18 protein-coding genes are annotated in these 22,189 nt (G+C 57.7%); 11 read left to right on the top strand and 7 right to left on the bottom strand.

Features of this window, described 5'->3' with window-relative positions; genetic code table 11:
- Positions 1–22: 22 nt before the first annotated feature.
- The 3 genes from AACQ43_RS15720 to dsr1 all read left to right on the top strand — a co-directional run bounded on the left by AACQ43_RS15720 (position 23) and on the right by dsr1 (position 6,168).
- Positions 23–502, top strand: a complete 480-nt coding sequence (locus tag AACQ43_RS15720; protein ID WP_168967827.1) for a DUF3299 domain-containing protein — start codon at positions 23–25, stop codon at positions 500–502.
- A 139-nt stretch (positions 503–641) separates the two neighbouring features.
- Complete coding sequence (locus tag AACQ43_RS15715; RefSeq protein ID WP_168967826.1) at positions 642–1,508, top strand: TIGR03899 family protein; 867 nt, start codon at positions 642–644, stop codon at positions 1,506–1,508.
- Between the two features lie 826 nt (positions 1,509–2,334).
- Entirely contained in the window at positions 2,335–6,168 is a 3,834-nt protein-coding gene (gene dsr1, locus AACQ43_RS15710) for an anti-phage defense-associated sirtuin Dsr1 (protein WP_168967825.1), read from the top strand.
- A 184-nt stretch (positions 6,169–6,352) separates the two neighbouring features.
- Here dsr1 and cysC read toward each other — a convergent pair whose 3' ends face one another.
- The 5 genes from cysC to cysG form a co-directional block, all read right to left on the bottom strand.
- Positions 6,353–6,946 carry an adenylyl-sulfate kinase gene (cysC, locus tag AACQ43_RS15705; protein WP_168967824.1) on the bottom strand — a complete coding sequence of 198 codons (594 nt, stop codon included), beginning with the start codon at positions 6,944–6,946 and terminating at the stop codon, positions 6,353–6,355.
- 147 nt (positions 6,947–7,093) lie between these two features.
- Complete coding sequence (locus tag AACQ43_RS15700) at positions 7,094–8,818, bottom strand: SLC13 family permease (RefSeq protein WP_168967823.1); 1,725 nt, start codon at positions 8,816–8,818, stop codon at positions 7,094–7,096.
- A gap of 4 nt (positions 8,819–8,822) precedes the next feature.
- Entirely contained in the window at positions 8,823–10,250 is a 1,428-nt protein-coding gene (cysN, locus tag AACQ43_RS15695) for a sulfate adenylyltransferase subunit CysN (protein ID WP_168967822.1), read from the bottom strand.
- 24 nt (positions 10,251–10,274) lie between these two features.
- Complete coding sequence (gene cysD, locus AACQ43_RS15690; protein ID WP_039214485.1) at positions 10,275–11,183, bottom strand: sulfate adenylyltransferase subunit CysD; 909 nt, start codon at positions 11,181–11,183, stop codon at positions 10,275–10,277.
- Between the two features lie 108 nt (positions 11,184–11,291).
- On the bottom strand, positions 11,292–12,704 hold the full coding sequence (cysG, locus tag AACQ43_RS15685; RefSeq protein ID WP_168967821.1) for a siroheme synthase CysG: 1,413 nt from the start codon (positions 12,702–12,704) through the stop codon (positions 11,292–11,294).
- 197 nt (positions 12,705–12,901) lie between these two features.
- Here cysG and AACQ43_RS15680 point away from each other — a divergent pair, with 197 nt between their 5' ends.
- Together AACQ43_RS15680 and AACQ43_RS15675 are read left to right on the top strand one after the other, a co-directional pair.
- Entirely contained in the window at positions 12,902–13,822 is a 921-nt protein-coding gene (locus AACQ43_RS15680) for an SPFH domain-containing protein (RefSeq protein WP_011707311.1), read from the top strand.
- Positions 13,819–14,274, top strand: coding sequence for an NfeD family protein (locus tag AACQ43_RS15675; RefSeq protein ID WP_029304862.1), 456 nt, complete (start codon positions 13,819–13,821; stop codon positions 14,272–14,274). Before AACQ43_RS15680 ends, AACQ43_RS15675 begins: the two co-directional genes overlap by 4 nt.
- Before the next feature lie 82 nt (positions 14,275–14,356).
- On the opposite strand, the gene AACQ43_RS15670 is transcribed toward AACQ43_RS15675, so the two are convergent.
- Positions 14,357–14,767, bottom strand: coding sequence for a CBS domain-containing protein (locus AACQ43_RS15670; RefSeq protein WP_011707313.1), 411 nt, complete (start codon positions 14,765–14,767; stop codon positions 14,357–14,359).
- Positions 14,768–14,920: 153 nt separating this feature from the next.
- On the opposite strand from AACQ43_RS15670, the gene AACQ43_RS15665 reads away from it, so the two are divergent.
- The 6 genes from AACQ43_RS15665 to AACQ43_RS15640 all read left to right on the top strand — a co-directional run bounded on the left by AACQ43_RS15665 (position 14,921) and on the right by AACQ43_RS15640 (position 21,695).
- Positions 14,921–16,831, top strand: coding sequence for an ABC transporter ATP-binding protein (locus AACQ43_RS15665; protein ID WP_168967820.1), 1,911 nt, complete (start codon positions 14,921–14,923; stop codon positions 16,829–16,831).
- Positions 16,824–17,285 carry a DUF2390 domain-containing protein gene (locus AACQ43_RS15660; RefSeq protein ID WP_016351916.1) on the top strand — a complete coding sequence of 154 codons (462 nt, stop codon included), beginning with the start codon at positions 16,824–16,826 and terminating at the stop codon, positions 17,283–17,285. Before AACQ43_RS15665 ends, AACQ43_RS15660 begins: the two co-directional genes overlap by 8 nt.
- Complete coding sequence (locus tag AACQ43_RS15655; RefSeq protein ID WP_168967819.1) at positions 17,279–18,133, top strand: 23S rRNA (adenine(2030)-N(6))-methyltransferase RlmJ; 855 nt, start codon at positions 17,279–17,281, stop codon at positions 18,131–18,133. Before AACQ43_RS15660 ends, AACQ43_RS15655 begins: the two co-directional genes overlap by 7 nt.
- A 712-nt stretch (positions 18,134–18,845) precedes the next feature.
- Complete coding sequence (locus tag AACQ43_RS15650) at positions 18,846–19,706, top strand: hypothetical protein (RefSeq protein ID WP_168967818.1); 861 nt, start codon at positions 18,846–18,848, stop codon at positions 19,704–19,706.
- A 101-nt stretch (positions 19,707–19,807) separates the two neighbouring features.
- Positions 19,808–21,058, top strand: coding sequence for an AAA family ATPase (locus AACQ43_RS15645; protein WP_168967817.1), 1,251 nt, complete (start codon positions 19,808–19,810; stop codon positions 21,056–21,058).
- Positions 21,045–21,695, top strand: coding sequence for an HNH endonuclease (locus tag AACQ43_RS15640; RefSeq protein ID WP_168967816.1), 651 nt, complete (start codon positions 21,045–21,047; stop codon positions 21,693–21,695). The genes AACQ43_RS15645 and AACQ43_RS15640 overlap by 14 nt, the downstream gene beginning before the upstream one ends.
- Before the next feature lie 178 nt (positions 21,696–21,873).
- Here the strand turns inward: AACQ43_RS15640 and AACQ43_RS15635 are convergent, their stop codons facing one another.
- A complete protein-coding gene (locus AACQ43_RS15635; RefSeq protein WP_168967815.1) occupies positions 21,874–22,080 on the bottom strand; it encodes a hypothetical protein in 207 nt (68 codons plus the stop codon).
- Positions 22,081–22,189: the final 109 nt, after the last annotated feature.

Raw genomic sequence — 22,189 nt, 5'->3', positions numbered from 1 at the left:
GCCCATAAAACGAGAAGGACAGATGATGAAGTGGAAAATTGTGGCGCTGCTGGCCGCCCTGCTGACGCTGCCGGCCATGGCCGCCGATTACAAGACCATCGACTGGGATGTGCTCATTCCGGAAGGTGAAAAACTGCTGCCGCCCCCCCAAGTGAGCCACGACGGCAATCTTGCCTCGGTGCCGCAACCGGTGGGCGGGGTGAACAAGAAGCTGGACAACCAGGATGTGCGCATTCCGGGCTTTGTAGTGCCGCTGGAAGGGGATGCCAAGAAGATCACCGCCTTCCTGCTGGTGCCCTACTTCGGCGCCTGCATCCATGTGCCGCCTCCGCCCACCAACCAGGTGGTCTACGTGAGCTACCCCAAGGGAGCACCGGTGGACGACCTGTGGGATGCCATCTGGGTGAAGGGCAAGATGCGCACGGTCAGCTCCAGCCACGAGATGGCCACGGCTTCCTACTCCATGGAGGCGGTCGAGGTCAGCGTCTACGAAGAGCAGTAACCAGGCACACACGGCCTCCCTCGGGAGGCCGTTTCGTTATCCGCGACGACCGGATCCCCGCCGGCCCCTGCCTGAGGGATTGCCCGCCATCCCGGTTGGAGTAACATTCAAGGCTAGACCTTGCGATCACGGAGCCAGCATGGCTGACCTGCCCCCGCCCAAGAAAGAGAGTTCCATCCTGAGCAGCCAGGAGCAGACCCTGCGCCTGGCACGCAGCCGCGGTATCGACGGCATGCTCACCCGCAACAGCGACAGCACCTTCGAGCAGCGCGCCACCTTTCGCCAGCTGGCGGATCAGGCGGCCCGCCAACGCAACCTGGAAGCCATCATGGTGATGGCCTCTCGCCACTGCGAGGAGACGGCCGCCGGCGGCGAGATGGACAGCGACTGGCTGACCCGCTTCCTGCAACTGGCGGAAGACATCAGCATGGTGCCCATGCAGCAGCTGTGGGGCCGCATCTTCGCCATCGAGGTCGCCACCCCGGGCCGCTTCTCCATCCGCGCACTCTCCACCTTGAAGGAGATGACCCAGCGCGAGGCCCAGCTGTTCCAGCGCATCTGCTCCCTCTCCTGCCACTACGTGGGCAGCGACGAGCAACGCCTGCTGCTGGGGCTGCACAAAGGGGCCAGCCTGCTCAGCCGCGCCCGGGTGACCCGGCTCGGCCTTGGCAAGTACCGCATCCCCTACAACGCCCTGCTGCAGCTGTTCGAACTCGGCCTGCTGCACCGGGGCGAACTGGAATCTGGCCCGCTGCCCGCCGACGGGGTGGAGCTGGAGTTCGGCGATCAGCGCTGGCGCCTGCAGCGCAAGCAGGCCAACATCACCCTGCTCTACTACCGGCTGACCCCGGTCGGCAACGAGCTCGCCCAGTTGCTGCAAGAGCCGCCGCTGGAAGAGTACCTGCAGGATCTGAAAACCGTGCTGGTGCAGGGGCTGCAGATCGAAACCATGATGCTGACCCCGCCCGCCGGACCGGAGCCTGCCCCGGTCGACCCTGCCCCCTGATCTCCCCAGGAGCCCGCCCTCGGGCTCCGTGGTTTCGCGCATCAGCGCAGCATCTTGCGAAATAGTGGCCTGCCGTTGCCAAAACAGTTCCTGAAATGCAAATACCGTCAGCCCTGGCACCTCATGCCACAGGCTACCCCAGCTCAATGCCGTGACAAGAGGCGTGTGACAAGCTCACCGAGGATCTGGCCCGCCCCTTGCTAACGTCCATTTGCAGGCAGGCAATGAGCGGCAATGGTCAACCAAGCTCCCCCGCTCGCCCGCCGGATCCCGTCACCGGACGGTGCCTGCCAGCTGGACTTGCAGAACGTGCGCTAACAACAAAAAAGGGCCCCCTGTCGTCACCGGCAGCGGGCCCATTTATCTCTGGTGGGAAACGCAGATCTGACCGGGCCGGGATGCCCATACCATCACTGGCCCGGCCTTGATGTCATTACCTTGGCATCTGCTCTGCAACTCATTCAACAGAGTGGCATCCCGCAGTTCATTCCCCCCGCCCAAATACGCAGCGAGCATTGAGAAAGTACGGACGCTGAGATACCTCTACCGCCCCCCATGGCAGCTCAATTTATTGATCTTGCCCGAGAAATCACCTACTCACCCTTCCCTAATCAGCTCCGTTCGGTAACATGGCCAGCAGATCCCCTCTTGTCGGAGTCAGCCATGTACCAGACCAGAGCCACATCGCAGGGAAAGCGCAGCAGACTGGAGGCTGGAATTCAGATCCGTTACTTTGTTCGGCACAAGTGATAAGCCAGCAGCAAGACGCTATGCAGCATTCAGAATGGTGACTGTCCCAGTCTTAACTGAATAGGATACGAAACGAATGCAATTCATAACTCACGGTCCTGACATTCCCGATGAGCTATTACAAGCGCACGAGGAAGGCCGAGTGGTGTTTTTTTGTGGTGCTGGTATTTCATATCCTGCTGGTTTGCCAGGTTTCAAGGGACTGGTAAAGCAGATCTACCAATTGAATGGCACATCATTCTCGGACATCGAGCACGAGGCCTTCGAACGCGGACAATTCGATGCCACGCTAGATCTACTGGAAAGACGTCTGCCAGGTCAGAGGCAGGCTGTTCGAAGCAAACTTGCACTGGCGCTAAAACCAAAGCTCCGTCGCAAAGGCGCCATCGATACACAAGCAGCACTGTTACGTCTGGCTCGTAACCGCGAAGGTACACTTCGTCTGGTCACAACCAACTTCGATCGCACCTTTCATGTAGCAGCTAAACGCACAGGCCAAGCCTTCCAGTCTTACGCAGCTCCGATGCTGCCAATTCCGAAAAACAGCCGCTGGGACGGGCTCGTCTATCTGCACGGCTTGCTCCCCGAAAAAGCCGATGATACTGCCCTGAATAGGCTGGTGGTCACCAGTGGTGATTTCGGCTTGGCGTACTTAACCGAACGTTGGGCTGCTCGCTTCGTAAGCGAGCTGTTCCGTAACTACGTGGTTTGCTTCGTGGGCTACAGCATCAATGACCCAGTACTGCGCTATATGATGGATGCGCTGGCAGCCGACCGGATGCTAGGTGAAGTCACGCCGCAAGCTTGGGCGCTGGGTGATTGTGAACCTGGAGAGGAACACCGGAAAACCATCGAATGGGAAGCCAAGGGCGTCACTCCCATTCTCTACAACGTACCGGCTGGCAACTACGCCCATTCTGCACTGCACCAGACCCTGCATGCTTGGGCAGAGACCTACCGTGACGGCGTGCAGGGCAAAGAAGCCATCGTTGTAAAACACGCGCTGACGCGCCCACAGGAGAGTACGCCGCAGGACGATTTCGTCGGGCGAATGCTATGGGCTCTGTCGGACAAATCTGGCTTGCCAGCAAAACGCTTCGCCGACTTCAATCCCGTTCCATCACTAGACTGGCTGCTGGAATCCTTTACGTACGAGCGATTCGGGCAAAGCGACCTTCCCCGCTTTGGCGTGCAACCCCATGATGCAGTGGACACCAAGAAGCACTTCAGCCTGATTCAACGCCCTACTCCCTATGAGCGCGCCCCCCCGATGCTGCTTGCCTCCGGTGAAATCAATGGCAGTCGGTGGGATGACGTTATGCACCATCTGGCCCGATGGCTGGTACGCCACCTAGATGATCCCAGATTGGTCATCTGGGTTGCAGAACGCGGTGGGAAGTTGCACGACCGTTGGGCATGGCTGATCGAATATGAGCTGGCTCGCATTGCCTCATTGGAGCATGAAGGAAAAACCGCAGAGCTCGATGAAATCCGCTTGCACGCCCCCAAGTCCATCCCTAGCCCACTTATGCGCATTTTATGGCGAATTCTGCTCAGTAGCCGTGTGAAGTCACCGCAGTACAGCGCAGACCTGTATCGCTGGAGAGGTCGTCTCAAGCGTGAAGGGCTGAGTACCACCTTGCGTTTGGAATTGCGAGAGTTGCTTGCCCCCAAGGTTGTCTTGAAAAAGCCTTTTCGCTGGGATAGCGACGATTCGAGTTGTGTAGACAAGCCCACACGGATTAAACAATTGGTGGAGTGGGAACTCACACTGGCTGCTAGTAATGTGCATGCCGCTCTGCGCGATTTGACGACAGACGAGCGCTACACGTCCGCCCTACCGCTTTTGCTGGATGATTTTCAGCAACTATTGCGTGATGCTCTGGACCTTCTGTGCGAGTTGGGCGAAGCAGATTTTCGTAATGACCGTTCGCATTGGGATCTGCCTTCTATCACACCCCACTGGCAGAATCGGGGTTTCCGCGACTGGGTGAGCCTAATCGAGTTGCTGCGCGATGCATGGCTAGCAGCTCGTACCAGCGACAGTGCACGGGCGACACGTATTGCTCAAAACTGGTTCGAGCTGCCTTACCCCACCTTCAAACGCCTTGCCTTATTTGCTGCCACTCAGGATGGTTGTATCTCACCTGGGCAGTGGGTGAATTGGTTGTTAAGCGATGACGCATGGTGGTTGTGGGCAACAGATACGGGGCGGGAAGTATTCCGGTTATTGGTCCTGCAGGGACGGCTGTTGGCAGGCGCTACACAGCAAAGCTTGGAGGCAGCTATTTTAGAAGGCCCGCCACGCGTGATGTACCGAGACGATCTGGAGGAAGATCGGTGGCGAAACTTGGTGATCCACTCCATCTGGCTGCATTTGTCCAAACTGAAAACATCAGGGCTAGTACTGGGAACGCAGGCAGAGGCTCGTTTGACGGAAATTTCTACAGCCAACCCGCAATGGCAGTTGGCAACCAATGAGAGTGACGAATTCTCACATTGGATGAGTGGCACGGGAGATCCAGATTACGAGGAGAGCCTGGATATCGATATTGCTCCTCGCAAACGGTCAGAACTTGTGCAATGGCTAACCAAGCCCACACCAGAGGGGCGGCCTTTCTACGAAGACACGTGGCGGGATGTTTGCCAAAAGCATCCTCTGAATTGCTTGGGTGCCCTTGCAGAAGTTGCTGAACAGGGAAACTGGCTGATACATCGCTGGAGTAATGCTCTCTACGCTTGGAGTAACGGGAAAAAAGTTCAGCGGATATGGCAACACGTAGCACCGCTAATACAGAACATGCCTAATTCAGTACTGCAGGAGCTTGACCATGCTGTCACTTGGTGGCTTCAGTCAGTCTCCAAATCCATAAACATCCACGAAAATATCTTGCTGAATTTGTGCCATCGCGTGCTGGCTCTACCGATTGATGCGAGCACGGGAATGACGCGCAACGGAGAACCAATTGACCAACCTGTTACTGAAGCTATTAATCACCCGGTAGGACATGTCGCTCAGGCTCTAATCAATCTGTGGTTCAAACGGAATCCGAATGACAACGATCTGCTTCCTGCTGAATTGAAGCCCATTTTCACTACCCTGTGTGACATGCAGGTAGAACGATTCCGCCACGGCCGGGTACTGATGAGCTCACGACTGATCACATTTTTTCGTGTGGATCGCAAATGGACCGAACTGCACCTGCTGCCATTGTTCAGCTGGATCAATCCCGTTGAGGCCAAGGCTATGTGGGAAGGCTTTCTCTGGTCACCACGCTTGTACCAACCATTGCTGACAGCCTTCAAGCCACAGTTTCTGGAGAGTGCAAACCACTATGCCGACCTTGGCGAACACCGCCAGCAGTTCGCGACGTTCTTGACCTACATGGCACTGGGCCCAACTGAGGGCTACACCATAGAAGAGTTCCGTACGGCGATTGGCTCTCTTCCACAAGAAGGTTTGGAGGAGTCTGCACAGGCACTATCACAAGCACTTGAAGGTGCAGCAGATCAGCGTGAGGAATACTGGAATAACCGTGCCCAACCGTTCTGGCAACAGATCTGGCCAAAGTCACGCTACTTGGCCACCCCACGAATGACTGAATCCTTGTCACGCTTCGTCATTGCTGCCCGAGATGAGTTCCCTGCGGCCTTAGCTGAAGTACAGAATTGGCTACAACCTATCGAACACCCGCATTACGTCATCCATCTACTTGCAGAATCTGGCCTGTGTAGGCAATTCCCAATAGAGGCGCTCTTTGTGCTGAATGCACTAATTACCGATCAGCCGTGGCTCCCGAGTGAGCTTGGGCAGTGCTTGAACGAGATTGAGCAAGCAGCGCCACAGCTTGCTCAAGATGCTCAGTACCAGAGGCTGAAAAATAACTTTCGGAGGCAAACAGGGGCGTGAAAAATGGAAATTGATTGAAGCAACGAATTAGGGCTCCTACCGCTCTGAGCGCCGTAGCGGCCAACAGAGTAGCTCCCTCAGACACAGCGGGACATGGATCCTCCATCTGAGAGATTGTGATTCTTATCGTAAGATGAGGGCTCCAGAGAGCCCTAGGCTCGATGTTCGATAGAGCATATCGCCCCTAATCGATCAGCCCCCGCTGCCTCAGGGCGGTCAGCAACTCATCCACCAGCACTGCCACCGGTTTACCGGCATTAAGCAGATGGATTTCCGGCTGCTCTGGCGCCTCATAGGCGGAGTCGATGCCGGTAAAATTTGTGATCTCCCCTGCCCGCGCCTTTTTATAGAGCCCCTTGGGGTCCCGCTCTTCACAGACGGCGAGCGGCGCATCGACAAACACCTCAACAAACTCCCCTTCGCCCAAGAGATTGCGCACCAGATCCCGTTCGGCACGGAACGGCGAGATAAAGGCGGTGAGCACGATAAGGCCCGCATCCACCATGAGTTTGGCCACTTCGCCGACCCGGCGGATGTTCTCCTGACGGGCGGCGTCATCGAAGCCGAGATCGCCACAGAGGCCGTGGCGCACGTTGTCCCCATCCAGCAGATAGGTGTGCTTGCCTTGCGCGGCCAGCGCCTGCTCCAGGGCCCCCGCCAGGGTGGACTTGCCCGCCCCGGAGAGCCCGGTGAACCAGATCACCAGCGGCTTTTGTCCCTTCTGCTCGGCCCTACGCTCTTTGCCCACGGCATGGGCATGCCACACGATATTGCTCATTCACACTCCTTGCTTGGCGCGTGCGCCTCAATGCTGAAACGGTCTTGCTCCCAGGAGCCCAGCCTCTGGCCACTCGCCACTGACGGGTGCCATGGTCGTCGTGTATTCCTATTCCCGGCAAGGCACCGGCCCCCCAGTTGCGCCGCCTTAAAACGGAAACAACAGGGGCACCATGACGATCACCCCGATGCTGTAGGCCAGGGAGACCGGCAGGGCCAGCTTGAGGTAGTCCGGCATCTTGTAGTTGCCCGCCGCATAGACCATCAGGTTGGTCTGGTAGCCGTAGGGCAGGATAAAGCTGGAGCTCGCCCCGAACAGCACCGCCAGAATGAACGGCATGGTGGAGACGTCCATGCTGAGCGCCAGCTGGTAACCCATGGGGAAGGCCAGCGCCGCCGCGGCGTTGTTGCTCATCAGCTCGGTCAGCACCAGGGTAAACAGGTAGATGCCGATAAAGGCGATGATGGGGCTCGCGCCGTTGAACTCCCCCATCAGCCAGTCGGCGATAAGCTTGGCCAGGCCGCTCTTTTCCAGCTGATCGGCGATGGCGAGCGCCCCGCCTACCACCAGCCAGATATCCAGCGGAAAACGGCGGCGGATCTCGTCCAACGTCAGGATGCGGGAGAACAGCAGCACCACCAGCATCACCAGCAAGCCCTTGAACAGTGGCACCAGATCGAGCACCGACAGGGTCAGCACCCCAAGGAACCCCGCCACCACGGCGGCGCTGCGCGTGGCATCGAGCCGGGTGGAAGCCTCCAGCCCGCTCACCACCACGAACTCGCGGGAGAGGGACTTGTTGCCCGCAAACTTGGGGCCGGGCGCCAGCAGCAGAGTGTCCCCTGCGTGCAGTTCAATCTGGCCGAGGCCGCCGGTGAGCTGGGTCTCGCCCCGGCGCACCGCCAGCACTACCGCATCGAAGTGGGTGCGAAATTCCGCGTCCTTGATGGTCTGACCAACCAGCCGCGAGCTGTGGCTGACGATCACCTCCACCAGGTGCTGGCCGTTGAGCCGGTGCTGGCCATAGAGATCCAGCCCCTTGAGCTCCTGCAACACGCCGACGCTCTCCACGTCGCCGCAAAACAGCAGCATGTCCCCCTCGTGCAGCTCGTGTTCCGGCTGCACCGGGCAGATCACCTGATTGCCCCGGATAATCTCGGCGAGATAAAGGCTTTTCAGGCTGCGCAGGCCGTTCTCCTTGACGCTGCGCCCGGCCATGGGCGAACCGGGGCCCACCTTGGCCTCGAGAAAGTAGCCGGATTCGCGGCTCATCTCGGTGTCCTGCTCCGGCAGGTGACGGGCAAACAGCAGCACGGCCACTAGGCCGGTCAACAGGGTCCCCGCCCCCACCATAAAGAAGTCGAACATGCCGAGCGGCTTGGCCCCCATCTTGATGAGGAAGCTGTTGACGATGAGGTTGGTGGAGGTGCCGATCAGGGTCAGCACACCGCCAAAGGTCGCCGCGAAGCACATGGGCAACAGCAGCCGTGAGGGCGCATGGTTGGGGTTGCGTTTGACCGCCCCCAGCATGGACGCCACCACGGCGGTGTTGTTGACGAAGGCCGACAGGAAGGCGGTGGAGAACCACACCTTCACCAGCACCTTGTTGAAGGAGCCGGTGCCCACCAGATTCGCGAACCAGCTCATGACCCGGGTCTTTTCCACCGCCAAGGAGACCAGCAGCAACAGCACCAGGGTCAGCAGGGCACTGTTGGTGTAGCCCGCCACCACGGCGTTGATGTCCGCCAGGCCGCTCAGATAGGTGATGAGCACGGCGCCCGAGAAGAGCAGCGCCGGCCGGAGTTTGCCCTGGATCAGCAGGGCGACGAGGGCAGCCAGCAGACCCAGCACCAGGGATTGTTGCCAGGTCATGGGCTTATTCCTTGCTTGCGTCGTTGCTGATGGTCAGCGCCTGCCAGTGGGGGAAGTGCTTGCGCACCAGGGCGTTGAGCTCCACTTCGAACTCGCTGTAGTGCCCTGTTGCCACTGTCGCGGCCAAGCCCTCCACTATCATGCCGGCACCGACGGTGACGTTGGTCAGCCGGTCGATCAGGATGAAGCTGCCGGTATCGCGGATCTCCTGATACGGGTCGAACGCCACCGGGTCGGTCAGGCTCAGCTCGCACAGACCGATCTCGTTGAGCTTGAGTTCGCTCGCATCCAGCTCATCGAGCTTGTTGATCTCGATGCGGTGGCGGATGGCCTCCACCTGGCCACGGCTCTTCTTGGTGGCCAGCTTGACGTCGTAGACCCGGCCCGGTTGCAGGGACTCCTCCCCCATCCAGACGATGTGAGCCAGCACATTCTGGGTCACCAGCGGCTTTCTGGCGGCATCCACCAGCAGGTCGCCCCGGCTGATGTCGATCTCGTCCGCGAAGGTGACCGTGATGGCCTGACCCGGCAGGGCGTAGTCCAGATCGCCGTCGAAGGTGACGATGCGAGTCACCGTGCTCTCTTTGCCGGACGGCAGCACCGCCAGCTTGTCGCCGACCCGCAGGATGCCGGAGGCCAAGGTGCCTGCGAAGCCGCGAAAATCGAGGTTGGGGCGATTCACATACTGCACCGGCAGGCGCACTGGGTGACGCTCCAGCTCGCGCTCCACTTCGGCAGACTCCAGCAGTGAGAGCAGGGTTTCGCCTTCGTACCAGGCCAGCTTGTCGCTTGGGTTGACCACGTTGTCACCGTCCAGCGCCGAGACCGGCACGATATGGATGGTGTCGACGCTGAGCTTCTTGGCGAATTCGCGGTACTCCAAGCTGATGCGCTCGAACACCTCCTGGCTGAACTCCACCAGATCCATCTTGTTGACCGCCACTACGAACTGCTTGATGCCAAGCAGGCTCGCGATAAAGCTGTGGCGCCGGGTCTGATCCAGCACCCCCTTGCGGGCGTCGATCAGGATGATGGCCAGATCGCAGGTGGAGGCGCCGGTGGCCATGTTGCGGGTGTACTGCTCGTGGCCCGGGGTATCCGAGATGATAAATTTGCGCTTGGCGGTGGAGAAATAGCGGTAGGCAACGTCGATGGTGATGCCCTGCTCGCGCTCGGCCTGCAGGCCGTCTACCAGCAGCGCCAGATCCAGCTTATCGCCGGTGGTGCCAAGCTTCTGGCTGTCAGACTCCAGCGCTTTGAGCTGATCTTCATAAATCTGCTGGGAGTCGTGCAGCAGGCGGCCGATGAGGGTGCTCTTGCCGTCGTCCACGCTGCCGCAGGTAAGAAAACGCAGCAGGCTCTTGTGTTGCTGGGCGTGCAGGTAGGCTTCAATGCCCTGTTCGCTGATGGCGGTCTGAATGTGGTTGTTCATGTTGCGATTCCTTAGAACATTTTTTTAGAAATAGCCCTGACGCTTCTTCTGCTCCATGGAGCCGGCCTGATCGTGGTCGATGAGCCGCCCTTGCCGCTCGCTCGAGGTGGTGAGCAGCATCTCTTCGATGATCTCCGGCAGGGTGGTGGCAGCGGATTCGATGGCACCGGTCAGCGGGTAGCAGCCGAGGGTACGGAAGCGCACCAGCTCCTGCTTCACCTCATCTTCCGGGCCGATGGGCATGCGCTCGTCATCCACCATGATCTTGATGCCGTTGCGCTCCACCACCGGGCGATGGGCCGCAAAGTAGAGCGGCACTATGTCGATGTTCTCGAGGTAGATGTATTGCCAGATGTCCAGCTCGGTCCAGTTGGAGAGCGGGAACACCCGGATGCTCTCCCCCTTGTTGACCTGGCTGTTGTAGACGCGCCACAGCTCCGGACGCTGGTTTTTCGGATCCCAGCGGTGGGACTTGTCGCGGAAGGAGTAGACCCGCTCCTTGGCGCGGGATTTCTCCTCGTCGCGGCGGGCACCACCGAAGGCGGCGTCGAAGCCGTATTTGTTGAGCGCCTGCTTGAGCCCCTCGGTCTTCATGATGTCGGTGTGCTTGCCGCTGCCGTGCACGAAGGGGTTGATGCCCATGGCAAGGCCATCCGGGTTCTTGTGGACGATGAGATCCAGCCCGTACTTTTTGGCGGTCTCATCGCGGAACTTGATCATCTCCTTGAACTTCCAGTCGGTATCGACGTGCAGCAAGGGGAACGGGATCTTGCCCGGATAGAAGGCCTTGCGGGCCAGGTGCAGCATGACGGAGGAGTCCTTGCCGATGGAGTACATCATCACCGGGTTTTCAAATTCGGCAGCCACCTCGCGGATGATGTGGATGCTCTCGGCTTCCAGCTGCTGCAAGTGGGTCAGTCTTTCACGGTCCATGTCTGGGTCCTCGGTTCATTGCTAACGCGCCTGGTCAGGGCGCGGTGTTGGTTCAGGTCGGTGCCGCCATGGCCGCACCGTCAAATCGATGGATGTCGCCGCCGGCGCTCAGGCCAGGTTCACCAGCTTGAGGTCGCAGGCGCCCTGCTGTTGCCCCTCGCCAAACCAGGCGAGCCGCTCGCGCAGGGCCACCACTTCGCCGATGACGATAAGTGACGGGCTCACCGCCTGCTGGGCCAGTTCGGCCAGTTCTGCCAAGGTGCCGGTCAGCACCCGCTGGCGGGCGGTGGTGCCGCGCTCGATGATGGCGATGGGAGTAGCTTGGCTACGACCATGGTTCACCAGCTGCTGCTGGATATGCTCGGAGCGCATCAGCCCCATGTAGATGACCAGGGTCTGGCTGGTAGCGGCGAGCTGCTGCCAGTCGGGCTCTTTGCCCTCTTTCTGGCAGTGGCCAGTGATAAAGACGGCGCTCTGGGCATGGTCGCGGTGAGTGAGCGGAATGCCGGCATAGGCGGTGGCACCGGCGGCGGCCGTGATGCCGGGCACCACCGAGAAGGGGATGCCCTCCTCGGCCAGCACTTCCAGCTCCTCGCCGCCACGGCCGAACATAAAGGGGTCGCCCCCCTTGAGCCGCACCACCCGGTTGCCCGCCCTGGCGTATTCCACCAGCAGGCGATTGGTCTCCTCCTGCGGCACGCTGTGGGCGCCCGCCTTCTTGCCGACCGACACCAGGGTGGCATCGCGGCGCACCAGATCCAGGATCTCGGGTGAGACCAGCTGGTCATAGAGCACCACTTCGGCCTGCTGAATCTGTTGCAACGCCTTGAGGGTCAGCAGGCCCGGATCGCCGGGGCCCGCCCCCACCAGCACCACCTCGCCCACTTCGCTTTGCGCCTGGTCGAGGCCATCGTTCAGCCACTGCTCGGCCCCCTGCCAATCCTCTTTCTCAATCAGACCGGCCAGGGTGTTGGAGGCAAAGGCGCGCTCCCAGAAGCGGCGACGGTCGGAGATCGAAGAGAGCACCCGCTTGGCCTGGTCGCGCACCCGGCCGGAGAGCTCGGCCAGAGCGCCGAGATGGCGCGGCAGCAGGCTCTCCAGCCGCTCGCGCAACAGGCGCACCAGCACCGGCGCCTTGCCGCCGCTGGAGACGGCCACCATGATGGGGCTGCGATCGATGATGGAAGGGAAGATGAAGCTGGAGCGCTTGGGGTCGTCCACCACATTGACGAACAGACCCAGCTGGTTGGCGCTCTGATAGACCAGCGCGTTGACCTCGAGATCGTCGGTCGCAGCCACCACCAGGATCTGGCCGGTCAGATGGGCCGGGGTGAAGCGCTCCGCCAGATGGGTGAAGCGACCGGCAAATTGGTGGAAGTCGGGTTCCAGTTCGGGGGAAACCAGAGTCAGTCTGGCACCGGCCGCCAGCAGCAGGCGCGCCTTGCGCAGGGCCACTTCGCCCCCTCCCACCAGCAGCACCGGGCGACCGTCCAATTTGGCAAACATCGGCAAATAATCCATTTCGGCCCATCCCTCGGAACACGACTAATATGGGGCGACTATAGGCAGGGCTGCTTATCCCTCAAAATAATAAAAAATGCTTTTTAATGCATTTTAGTAATTAACAAAGCCGTATGATGGCAAAGGCGAAGCAAGGCGCTTGTGGTGCCAGGCGCAAGGCCATAGGCTAGTGAAAGTGTTTCATAAGGAGCTTAATAATGAATGAGTCATTGATTGTGCTGGGGATCTTCGTGTTTCTGGTGCTCGCGACCCTGAGCGCCGGCATCAAGATAGTGCCGCAGGGCTACAACTGGACCGTGGAGCGCTTCGGCCGCTACACCCGCACCCTGGTGCCTGGCCTCAACCTGCTGATCCCCTATGTGGACAGGGTCGGCCACAAGATCATCATGATGGAGCAGGTGCTGGACATCCCGGCGCAGGAGGTGATCTCCCGTGACAACGCCAACGTCACCATCGATGCCATCAGCTTCGTGCAGGTGGTAGATGCCCGCAAGGCCGGCTATGAGGTCAACGATCTCACCAGCGCCATCCGCAATCTCACCATGACCAACATGCGGACCGTGCTCGGCGCCATGGAGCTGGACGAGATGCTCTCCCAGCGCGACACCATCAACGAGAAGCTGCTGCGCACCATGGATGCCGCCACCGCCCCCTGGGGCATCAAGGTGACCCGGATCGAGATCAAGGATGTACGTCCGCCGCTGGCACTGGTCGAAGCCATGAACGCCCAGATGAAGGCCGAGCGCCAGAAACGGGCCGAGGTACTGGAAGCCGAAGGGGTGCGCCAGTCCAAGATCCTGAAAGCGGAAGGGGAGAAGCAGTCCCAGATCCTCAAGGCCGAAGGTGAACGTCAAGCCGCCTTCCTCGCCGCCGAAGCGCGCGAGCGGGCCGCCGAAGCGGAAGCCAAGGCGACCCACATGGTCTCCAAGGCCATCGCCGAAGGGGATCTGCAGGCCATCAACTACTTCGTGGCCCAGAAATACACCGAGGCGCTGGCCCGCATCGGCGAAGGCCCCAACAGCAAGGTGGTGATGATGCCGCTGGAGGCGGGCAGCCTGATCGGCGCCGTGGCCGGCATGGCCGAGCTGTTCAAGGATGGCAAGGGCGGCAAATCATGACAGCCCTGTTCGAGGGGCTGACCCACTGGCACTGGCTGGGGCTCGGCTTCGCGCTGCTGGCCATCGAGGTGCTGGGCTCGGTGGGCTTTCTGCTCTGGACCGGCATCGCCGCGCTGGAAGTGGGCCTGCTGCTGCTGGTCTGGCCCTTCGGCTGGCAGGCGCAGTTGCTGCTGTTCGGCCTGCAATCCCTGCTCACCACCTGGGCCTGGTGGCGCTGGCAACACCGTCGGGATCGCTCCAGCCGGGATGCCGCCGCCCCCATCAACGAGCGGATGCAGGGATATCTTGGCCGCGAGCTGGTGTTGCTGGATGACGTGACTCAGGGGATGAGCCGGGTACACCTGGACGACACAGCCTGGACGGTGCGCTGCAACCAGCCGCTGAGCGCCGGCAGCAAGGTGCGGGTGACGGGGTACGACTCCCATATCCTGCTGGTGGAGCCGCTGCCCTGACACAGGGGCAAGGCGCCATGACCGCCAACGACAAAGGGCTCCTCGGAGCCCTTTTCGCTGTCTTGTAAGCTGTGCTGGCGGGCTAGAAGGCGTCGCTGTCGAGGGCGGCGCGCAGCAGGTCCTTCCAGCTGATGATGCCGACCAGGGCGCCGTTTTCCAGCACCGGCAGGCAGGAGACGTTCTTCTCCAGCATCATCTTGACCCCGTCCCGCACCGTGAGCTGGGGGGCGATGGTGATGGGGTGACGGCTCATGATCTGGTGGGCGCGCCGGTTGAGGGTCTCGGTGTCGCGGCTCATCTCGGCCTCGGAGTCCAGATAGGGGCTGATGGCGCGAAACAGATCCCGATCCGAAATGACCCCCACCAGCTCCTCCTCTTCCAGCACCAGCAGGTGGCGAAAGTGAGCCTGCTCGAAGATCTCCTTGATGACATTGAGCCGGTCATCCATGGAAACGGTGGCGACCCGGGTCGTCATGATGTCCCTGATAAGCATGCTAACCTCCCCAACCCTGACTGATTGCTCTGTTATGGCATGTTTTTGCCCCCCCAGCCAGTGGTTGCACCCCGCCTCAAGTGCAAATCTGCGCCGTTTCACGTAAGATCCGCGCCAGTTTTTCTCCTCCATTTGAGCCAAGCAGACCAATCCATGATAGTTGCCAGTCAAATCGAACTGATCCGCGGCGGCCGCAAGCTGCTGGACAACGCATCCGCCACCATTCATCCCGGCCACAAGGTGGGTCTGGTGGGCAAGAACGGCTGTGGCAAGTCCACCTTTTTTGCACTGGTACGGGGCGAGCTGGCCATCGACAGCGGCACCTTCAGCCTGCCCGCCGGCTGGCAGATTGCGGGCGTGGCGCAGGAGACCCCGGCGCTGGACTGCTCCGCCCTCGACTACGTGATCGACGGCGACAAGGAGTTCCGCGCGCTGGAAGCCCAGCTGGCCCAGGCCGAGCAGGATGACAACGGGCTGCTGGTGGCCGAGCTGCACGGCCGGCTCGACACCATCGGCGCCTACAGCATTCGTGCCCGCGCCGCCGAACTGCTGCACGGCCTCGGTTTCAGCGACGAACAGCTGAGTTCGCCGGTGCGCAGCTTCTCCGGTGGCTGGCGCATGCGCCTGAACCTGGCCCAGGCGCTGCTGTGCCGCTCCGATCTGCTGCTGCTGGATGAACCAACCAACCACCTGGATCTCGACGCCGTCATCTGGCTGGAGAAGTGGCTCAAGGCCTATCAGGGCACGCTGGTGCTGATCTCCCATGACCGCGACTTCCTCGATTCGGTCATCAGCCGCATCATCCATATCGAGAACGGCAAGCTCAACGAATACACCGGCGGCTACTCCGACTTCGAACTGCAGCGCGCCGAACACCTGGCCCAGCAGCAATCCATGTACGAGAAGCAGCAGCGCGAGATGTCCCACATGCAGGCGTATGTGGACCGCTTCCGCTACAAGGCCTCCAAGGCCCGCCAGGCCCAGAGCCGGCTCAAAGCGATGGAGCGGATGGAGAAGATCCTGCCCGCCCACGCCGACTCCGAGTTCAGCTTCGAGTTTCGCGAGCCGTCGGCCCTGCCGACCCCGCTGATTGCCATGGAGAACCTCAGCGCCGGTTATGGCGACAAGGTGATCCTGGAGAAGATCAAACTCAACCTGGTGCCGGGTTCGCGCATCGGTCTGCTCGGTCGCAACGGCGCCGGCAAATCCACCTTCATCAAGATGCTGTCGGGCTCCAACCCGCCGCTCTCCGGCAAGCTCGAGGTGAGCGCCGGGGTCAGCATCGGCTACTTCGCCCAGCATCAGCTGGAGACCCTGCGCCTGGACGACTCCCCCCTCGATCACCTGGTGCGCCTCGCGCCGGACAAGACCGAGCAGGAGCTGCGCAACTATCTGGGCAGCTTCGGCTTTCACGGTGACAAGGCGCTCGACAAGGTCGCCCCCTTCTCCGGCGGCGAGAAGGCGCGGCTGGTGCTGGCCCTCATCACCTGGCAAAAGCCCAACCTGCTGCTGCTGGATGAACCGACCAACCACCTGGATCTGGAGATGCGCCACGCTCTGACCATGGCGCTGCAAGGCTTCGAGGGCGCCATGGTGGTGGTCTCCCACGACCGGCACCTGCTGCGTACCACCACAGATGACTTCTATCTGGTGCACGGTGGCCGGGTCGAGCCGTTCGACGGCGATCTGGACGACTACCACAAGTGGCTCGGCGAGCAGGAGAAAGAGGCCAACGCCAAACCGGACGATGGCCCTGTCTCCACCAACTCGGCGGTGGCGCGCAAGGATCAGAAGCGGCGCGAGGCGGAGTTCCGGCAAGCGACCCGGCCGCTGCGCCAGAAGCTGGAGAAGCTCGAAACCAGCATGGAGAAACTGCAGGCCAAGTTGGCCGCGGTGGAAGAGCAGCTGGCCGACCCCGCCATCTATGAAGAGAGCGCCAAGCAGAAGCTTTCCGAGCTGCTCAAGTCCCAGGGCCCCATCAAGGAGGAGCTGGAAGGGGTGGAGCTGGAGTGGATGAGCCTCAGTGAGGAGCTGGAAACCATGGAGCAGGCCTTCCTTGCGTGACGAACAGCTGATGGCGAGCGAGCGGATCGCCGCCCACGAACTGCCGGGTCCGCTCGACTTCTGGCAGTGGAGCGGCGAGGTGTACGGTGCGCGCAGCCAGGACTGGCTCAGCGTGCAGGCGCAAGGGGGCAACGTCAATCTGGCCCTGTTGCTGCACCGGCTGGATCAGTGCGGGATCCCGGTCGATCTGACCGACCTGCAACCGGCGCTGGTGCAGACTGAAGCGGTGCTCGGCCCCTGGCGCACCCTGCGTTCGAGCGCCAAGGCGCGGCTCGGCGAGCAGGAGTATCAGGCCATGCTGGCCCACGAGCTGGAGCTGGAGCGGCTGCAACAAGGGGTGCTGCTGCAGACCCTGCGCAGCCTCACCCTGTTTCGCGGCAACAGCCGCAACTTGTTGAACTATCTATTGTTACTGGGGGCCCAGCAGGGCCCCCTCAGAGACCTAATATGCTGAGTTATCGCCACGCCTTTCACGCCGGCAACCACGCCGACGTGCTGAAACACACCGTTCAGGCCCTGATCATCGAGTCCCTCAAGAAGAAGGAGAAACCCTTCATCGTGCTGGACACCCATGCCGGCGGCGGTCTCTACGACCTGCGCGGTGACTGGTCCCAGAAGAAGGCGGAGTATGCCGACGGCATTGGCCGGCTGTGGGACGAGCGGGCCCAGTGGTCCACCATGGCCCCCTATCTCGGCGTCATCGAGGAGATGAACCAGAACGGTGAGCTGCACTACTACCCCGGCTCGCCGGAGCTGTCGCGTCGCCTCGCCCGCGAGCAGGACAAGCTGGCGCTGATGGAGCTGCACAACAACGAGGTGGAAGACCTGCGCGCCAACATGGGTTACGACCCCCGCGTCGCCGTGCACCATAGGGACGGCTTCGAGGGGCTGGTGGCCCTGCTGCCGCCCACGCCACGCCGCGGCCTGGTGCTGATCGACCCGCCCTATGAGCTGAAGGAAGATTACTTCGCGGTAGTCGATACCCTGAAAAAGGCGCAAAAACGCTGGGCCACCGGCATCTATGCCCTCTGGTATCCCATTCTGGGGGAAGAGGCGGACAAATCCCGCGACATGCTGCGCGCCATCAAGCGCGAGAACTTCGGTAACGTGCTGGTGGCCGAACTGGAAGTGGCCGGCCAGACCACCGATTGGGGCATGAACGGCTCAGGCATGCTGATCATCAGCCCGCCCTGGATGCTGGACGAGCAGATTGAAGCCTTCTTGAAGCCCCTGAGTGCCAAGCTGGCACAGGGCGCAGGCGCCCGGTACAAGTTGGAGTGGCTGAACAAGGTCGAAGAGTAAGCCCGCACCAGCCCGCTCTGGCGCCCGGTCAACGCGCCAGCAAGTCGCTCACCCAAGCCGTTCACAGTGACGGCATGGCCAGCAAAGAGAAGCCCCGTTCAGGGGCTTCTTGTCTTTTACCCGCTACCGCTTTCCCCACTAACTGTTTTCCTCACCAATGGCGGCCACGCATCCCTCCTGCACACCAGACCAGCCGTTATTGATTAATTAGTTGATCTGGCTCAGAAACTCCCCACATCCCTCTTTCCCTTGGCCAAGGGGTCGGTACTATAGCCAATTGGCAACACGAGCCTCGTCGGAGTCACCCCATGAGCCACGCCAGCCACACCCCGTTGGTTAAAAGCAGCAGACTGGAGGCTGTAATTCAGGGGCGGTAGCTATGCCAGATGGAATGGATAAGCGAGAGTTGCCGACGACCCACTCAACATGGTGATGGCCCCATTTTTATTTCTGATCTGTATTCACGCAGGTGTGGTTTGGCGGCACTTTCCAAGAGTGTGCTGAGTACTGTTTTTTTCACACTGTAACGGTGGCATAAAAAGAGGGAGTCAAGCGAATACGTCCAGTATAAGAAGCAAACGGGTAACATTATAATTTAATGATTGTTTTTACTTGGCGGCAGTGAAAATGTTACGGAGTTATATGGAATGCTCTGCTAACGGATTAATGCCGCCTTCCATCTAATCAGTGTTAGCTGCACAAGGGTATTATTGTGGAAATAGAAGACTTATCAGTTGGAATAACTGGCTTCATCGATATTCTCGGCTTTGGCGATAAGGTGAAAAATGCACAAACCATAGAAGACGTAGAACTTATCCGTGCAAGCGTTGAGAAAATCCAAAATGAATTCGATTTTGAAACCAAAGATGAGCTCATCGCTGAAGTGCAAAAATTGAACAGCACGACAGTTCTCGCGTTCTCAGACTGCGTAGTTGTGAATATCCCCCTAGAGTCAGAGTCAACTAAATATTCCGGATCATTTGATCCCGTTATGAGTGAGCTAGCAAGCTTTGCTTATGCGCAGGGAAATTGCGTGCAAGAATCACTTTTCATAAGGGGTGGACTGGAATTAGGCTGGTGGTATCAGAGCGGCCATACTCTAATAAGCCAAAGCATGGTAGGAGCGGTTAAACGGGAAGAGAGTGCATGCGTTCCGGTCATTGCGCTATGTGAAGAACTATACAAATATTTTGCAGATCATGCTCATCGAGGTTTATATAGCGAAGACTATGATCCAGTGAAAGGTATGTTCAGAAAGTACACATCAAAAAATGATGAATTTTTCTATATTGATTACATATCAATTTGCGTAGAAGCATTGGATTGGCATAGATCAAGAGAACAAATGGCAGCCTATCGCAAGGCATCTCCTGATGAAAAACACGAAATAATGGCTTCTGGCTATCAGCAGAATGTCGATATATGGCTAGCAAAGCATGCAAGAAATATTGAGGCGGCTGCTAATTCAGCCCCAAATGAAAAAGTAAAAGATAAATACTTATGGCTTGCAAATTATCACAATGATGTAGCCAAGAACTACAGCACAAACGAGGAATGTATCTGTCGAGTTTGAGCAGCTGACAAATGGTTCAAACCGCTCGTTTCGCTCACTGGGACGGGCTTAAGCCCGCCCCTTAACCAAACGTTATCTCTCCAACTGGACATTCAATTGCAATGTTTAAAAAAGTAAAAATAAATCACTGGCGACAATTTGAAAATATAGAGATGGAATTTGATGATCGTGTAACGATCATCACCGGTTCAAATGGCGCAGGCAAAACAACGATCCTTAGCATTCTTGGTAAAAATTTTGGGTGGAATACTCGTCTACTATCAACCCCTACCAAAGATAAAGAGTCAGGTTTAATGCGATTCTTGACCGGAAAATGGGACTCCTTATTTTCAGAAAGAGAAAAACATGATTCATGGGTTGAAATAGGACAGATTCAGTACTCTAATTTAAAATTTTCTAAGGTTAGAATTCCAAAAGAAGCCGGTTCAACCTATGACTTTGATTTCTCAGAACAACAATCCGTGCAAGGTATGCACATACCATCACACAGGCCTGTATTTAGCTATAAAGAAGTTCAATCAATTCCAACAAAACCCAAAAATAAGGAAGATTATTTCAATGAGTACAACGCCAATGTTGTTGATAAGTTTACAAATACCGGTGAATGGCTTAAAAACATAAGCCCAAATTATCTTCTCAAAGAGTCTTTAATTGGGCTGGCCACTTTCGGCTATGGTAATAGTCACGTCATTGCAAATAAAGAGTATGCTGAGTTATTTGAAGGATTTCAAAAAATCCTAAATGTAATGCTTCCTGTAAGCTTAGGCTTTAAGCACTTAGAAATACGAATACCAGAGGTGATTTTAGTCACAAACTCAGGTGATTTCTCAATTGATGCTGCTTCTGGAGGTATTGCGTCAATAATTGGAATGGCATGGCAAATTTATATGTTCTCTCATGGTAAAGATTCTTATGTAATTACGATAGATGAACCAGAAAATCATTTACATCCATCCATGCAAAGGGAATTAATTCCTAATCTAAGCAAAGCTTTTCCGAACGCACAGTTTGTTATAGCCACTCACAGCCCTTTTATTATTGGCTCTTCAAAGAAATCCCAAGTATATGCCCTAGCATATAATGACGAAAATCGAGTCTTCTCTCGAAAGCTTGACATGATTGATAAGAGTGCTGGTGCCGCTAAAGTTTTAAGGGAAGTTCTTGGTGTACCTGTAACCGTCCCGGTTTGGGTTGAAGATGAACTGACAAGTATTGTGAAGAAGTATGCAGAGAAAGGAATTAATGAATCATTATTTGAGCAAATGCGACAAGAGCTAGAAGAGAAAGGGCTTCAAGAATTTATGCCTAAAGCAATTTCCCTTGTTGTGGAGAGTTTGAATGATAGAGCTTAAAAAGGGAGATAAACCACAGATTCTTACTGATAATGCCACAGACTGGACCACTGAATTACTTGATTTTATTCAGCATGGTGAAAAGGCTCCAGCAAACGTTTCAAATCGCTATAACCATACAGACATTAAAGAATCACTCCGAAGTGAAGCCAAACATAAATGCATGTACTGCGAAAGTAAAGTTAGTCATGTTTCTTATGAGCACATAGAACATATTAAACCTAAATCCAAGTACCCGGAGTTGACTTTTGAGTGGCAAAACTTAGGTCTAGCATGCCCTGTTTGCAACATGAATAAAGGTGATGAATATGATACTAATCTACGCCTTTTAAATCCATTTGAGGATAAACCAAGCGATTATTTATTTGCTACCGGCCCATACGTTTTTGGCAAGCCAGGAAAAGATAGAGGTAAGCTAACTGAAAAGATCATTAAATTAAACAGGATTGATCTTATAGAACAACGATTAGAACGAATTGAAGCAATTCGTCAACTGATGGATAGTTATGAAAAAGAGCAAAACCCAACACTTAAAAAGGTAATTTATAAAGAACTAGCCATTGAATTATATGAAGATAAAGCATATTCATTTGTACTAAATGCAATGGTAAATATTGTCGGTGTTTCTACTGCTTAGAGAGATAACTCAAGAAAAATCTGGGACCCCCACCTTTTTGAGCAAGGTGTAGCATAGCCCGAACCCAAAAGATGGGTGTCCAAGGTCTTCTGCTCACCGAGTTCAAAAGCAAAAGCCCCGTCACGGGGCTTTTGCTATTGGTGCGGCCGGTGTGTGCGGCAGCCTGAACCTGCGCGCCCTATGAGCGGGTGGGCAGATCCTGTTTCAGCGTAACCAGCAACAGGGCCAGCAGGCCAAAGGGCGGAAACAGACAGAGCAGGGAGCAGATAAGGGTGACCAGCGCCGGATGCTCGCTCTTGCGGCGCGCCAGTCGCCAGGCGATGACGCCGACGATGACCATCAGCAACGCAATGAACTGGCCAAGCAGGGTGGCATTGATATTCATGAAAGATCCTTTTTCATGGGCAAGTGTGAAGAACCTGTACTTTATCGCCTTGGCTGCGATTGGCAACCGCTGAACCACACCGGCCACTCGCCCGTTGATAGGTTCTCTC

The organism is Aeromonas sp. DNRA1, from assembly GCF_963888745.1.
GTDB lineage: Bacteria > Pseudomonadota > Gammaproteobacteria > Enterobacterales > Aeromonadaceae > Aeromonas > Aeromonas hydrophila.
This window is presented reverse-complemented; position numbering and strand designations above follow the sequence as displayed.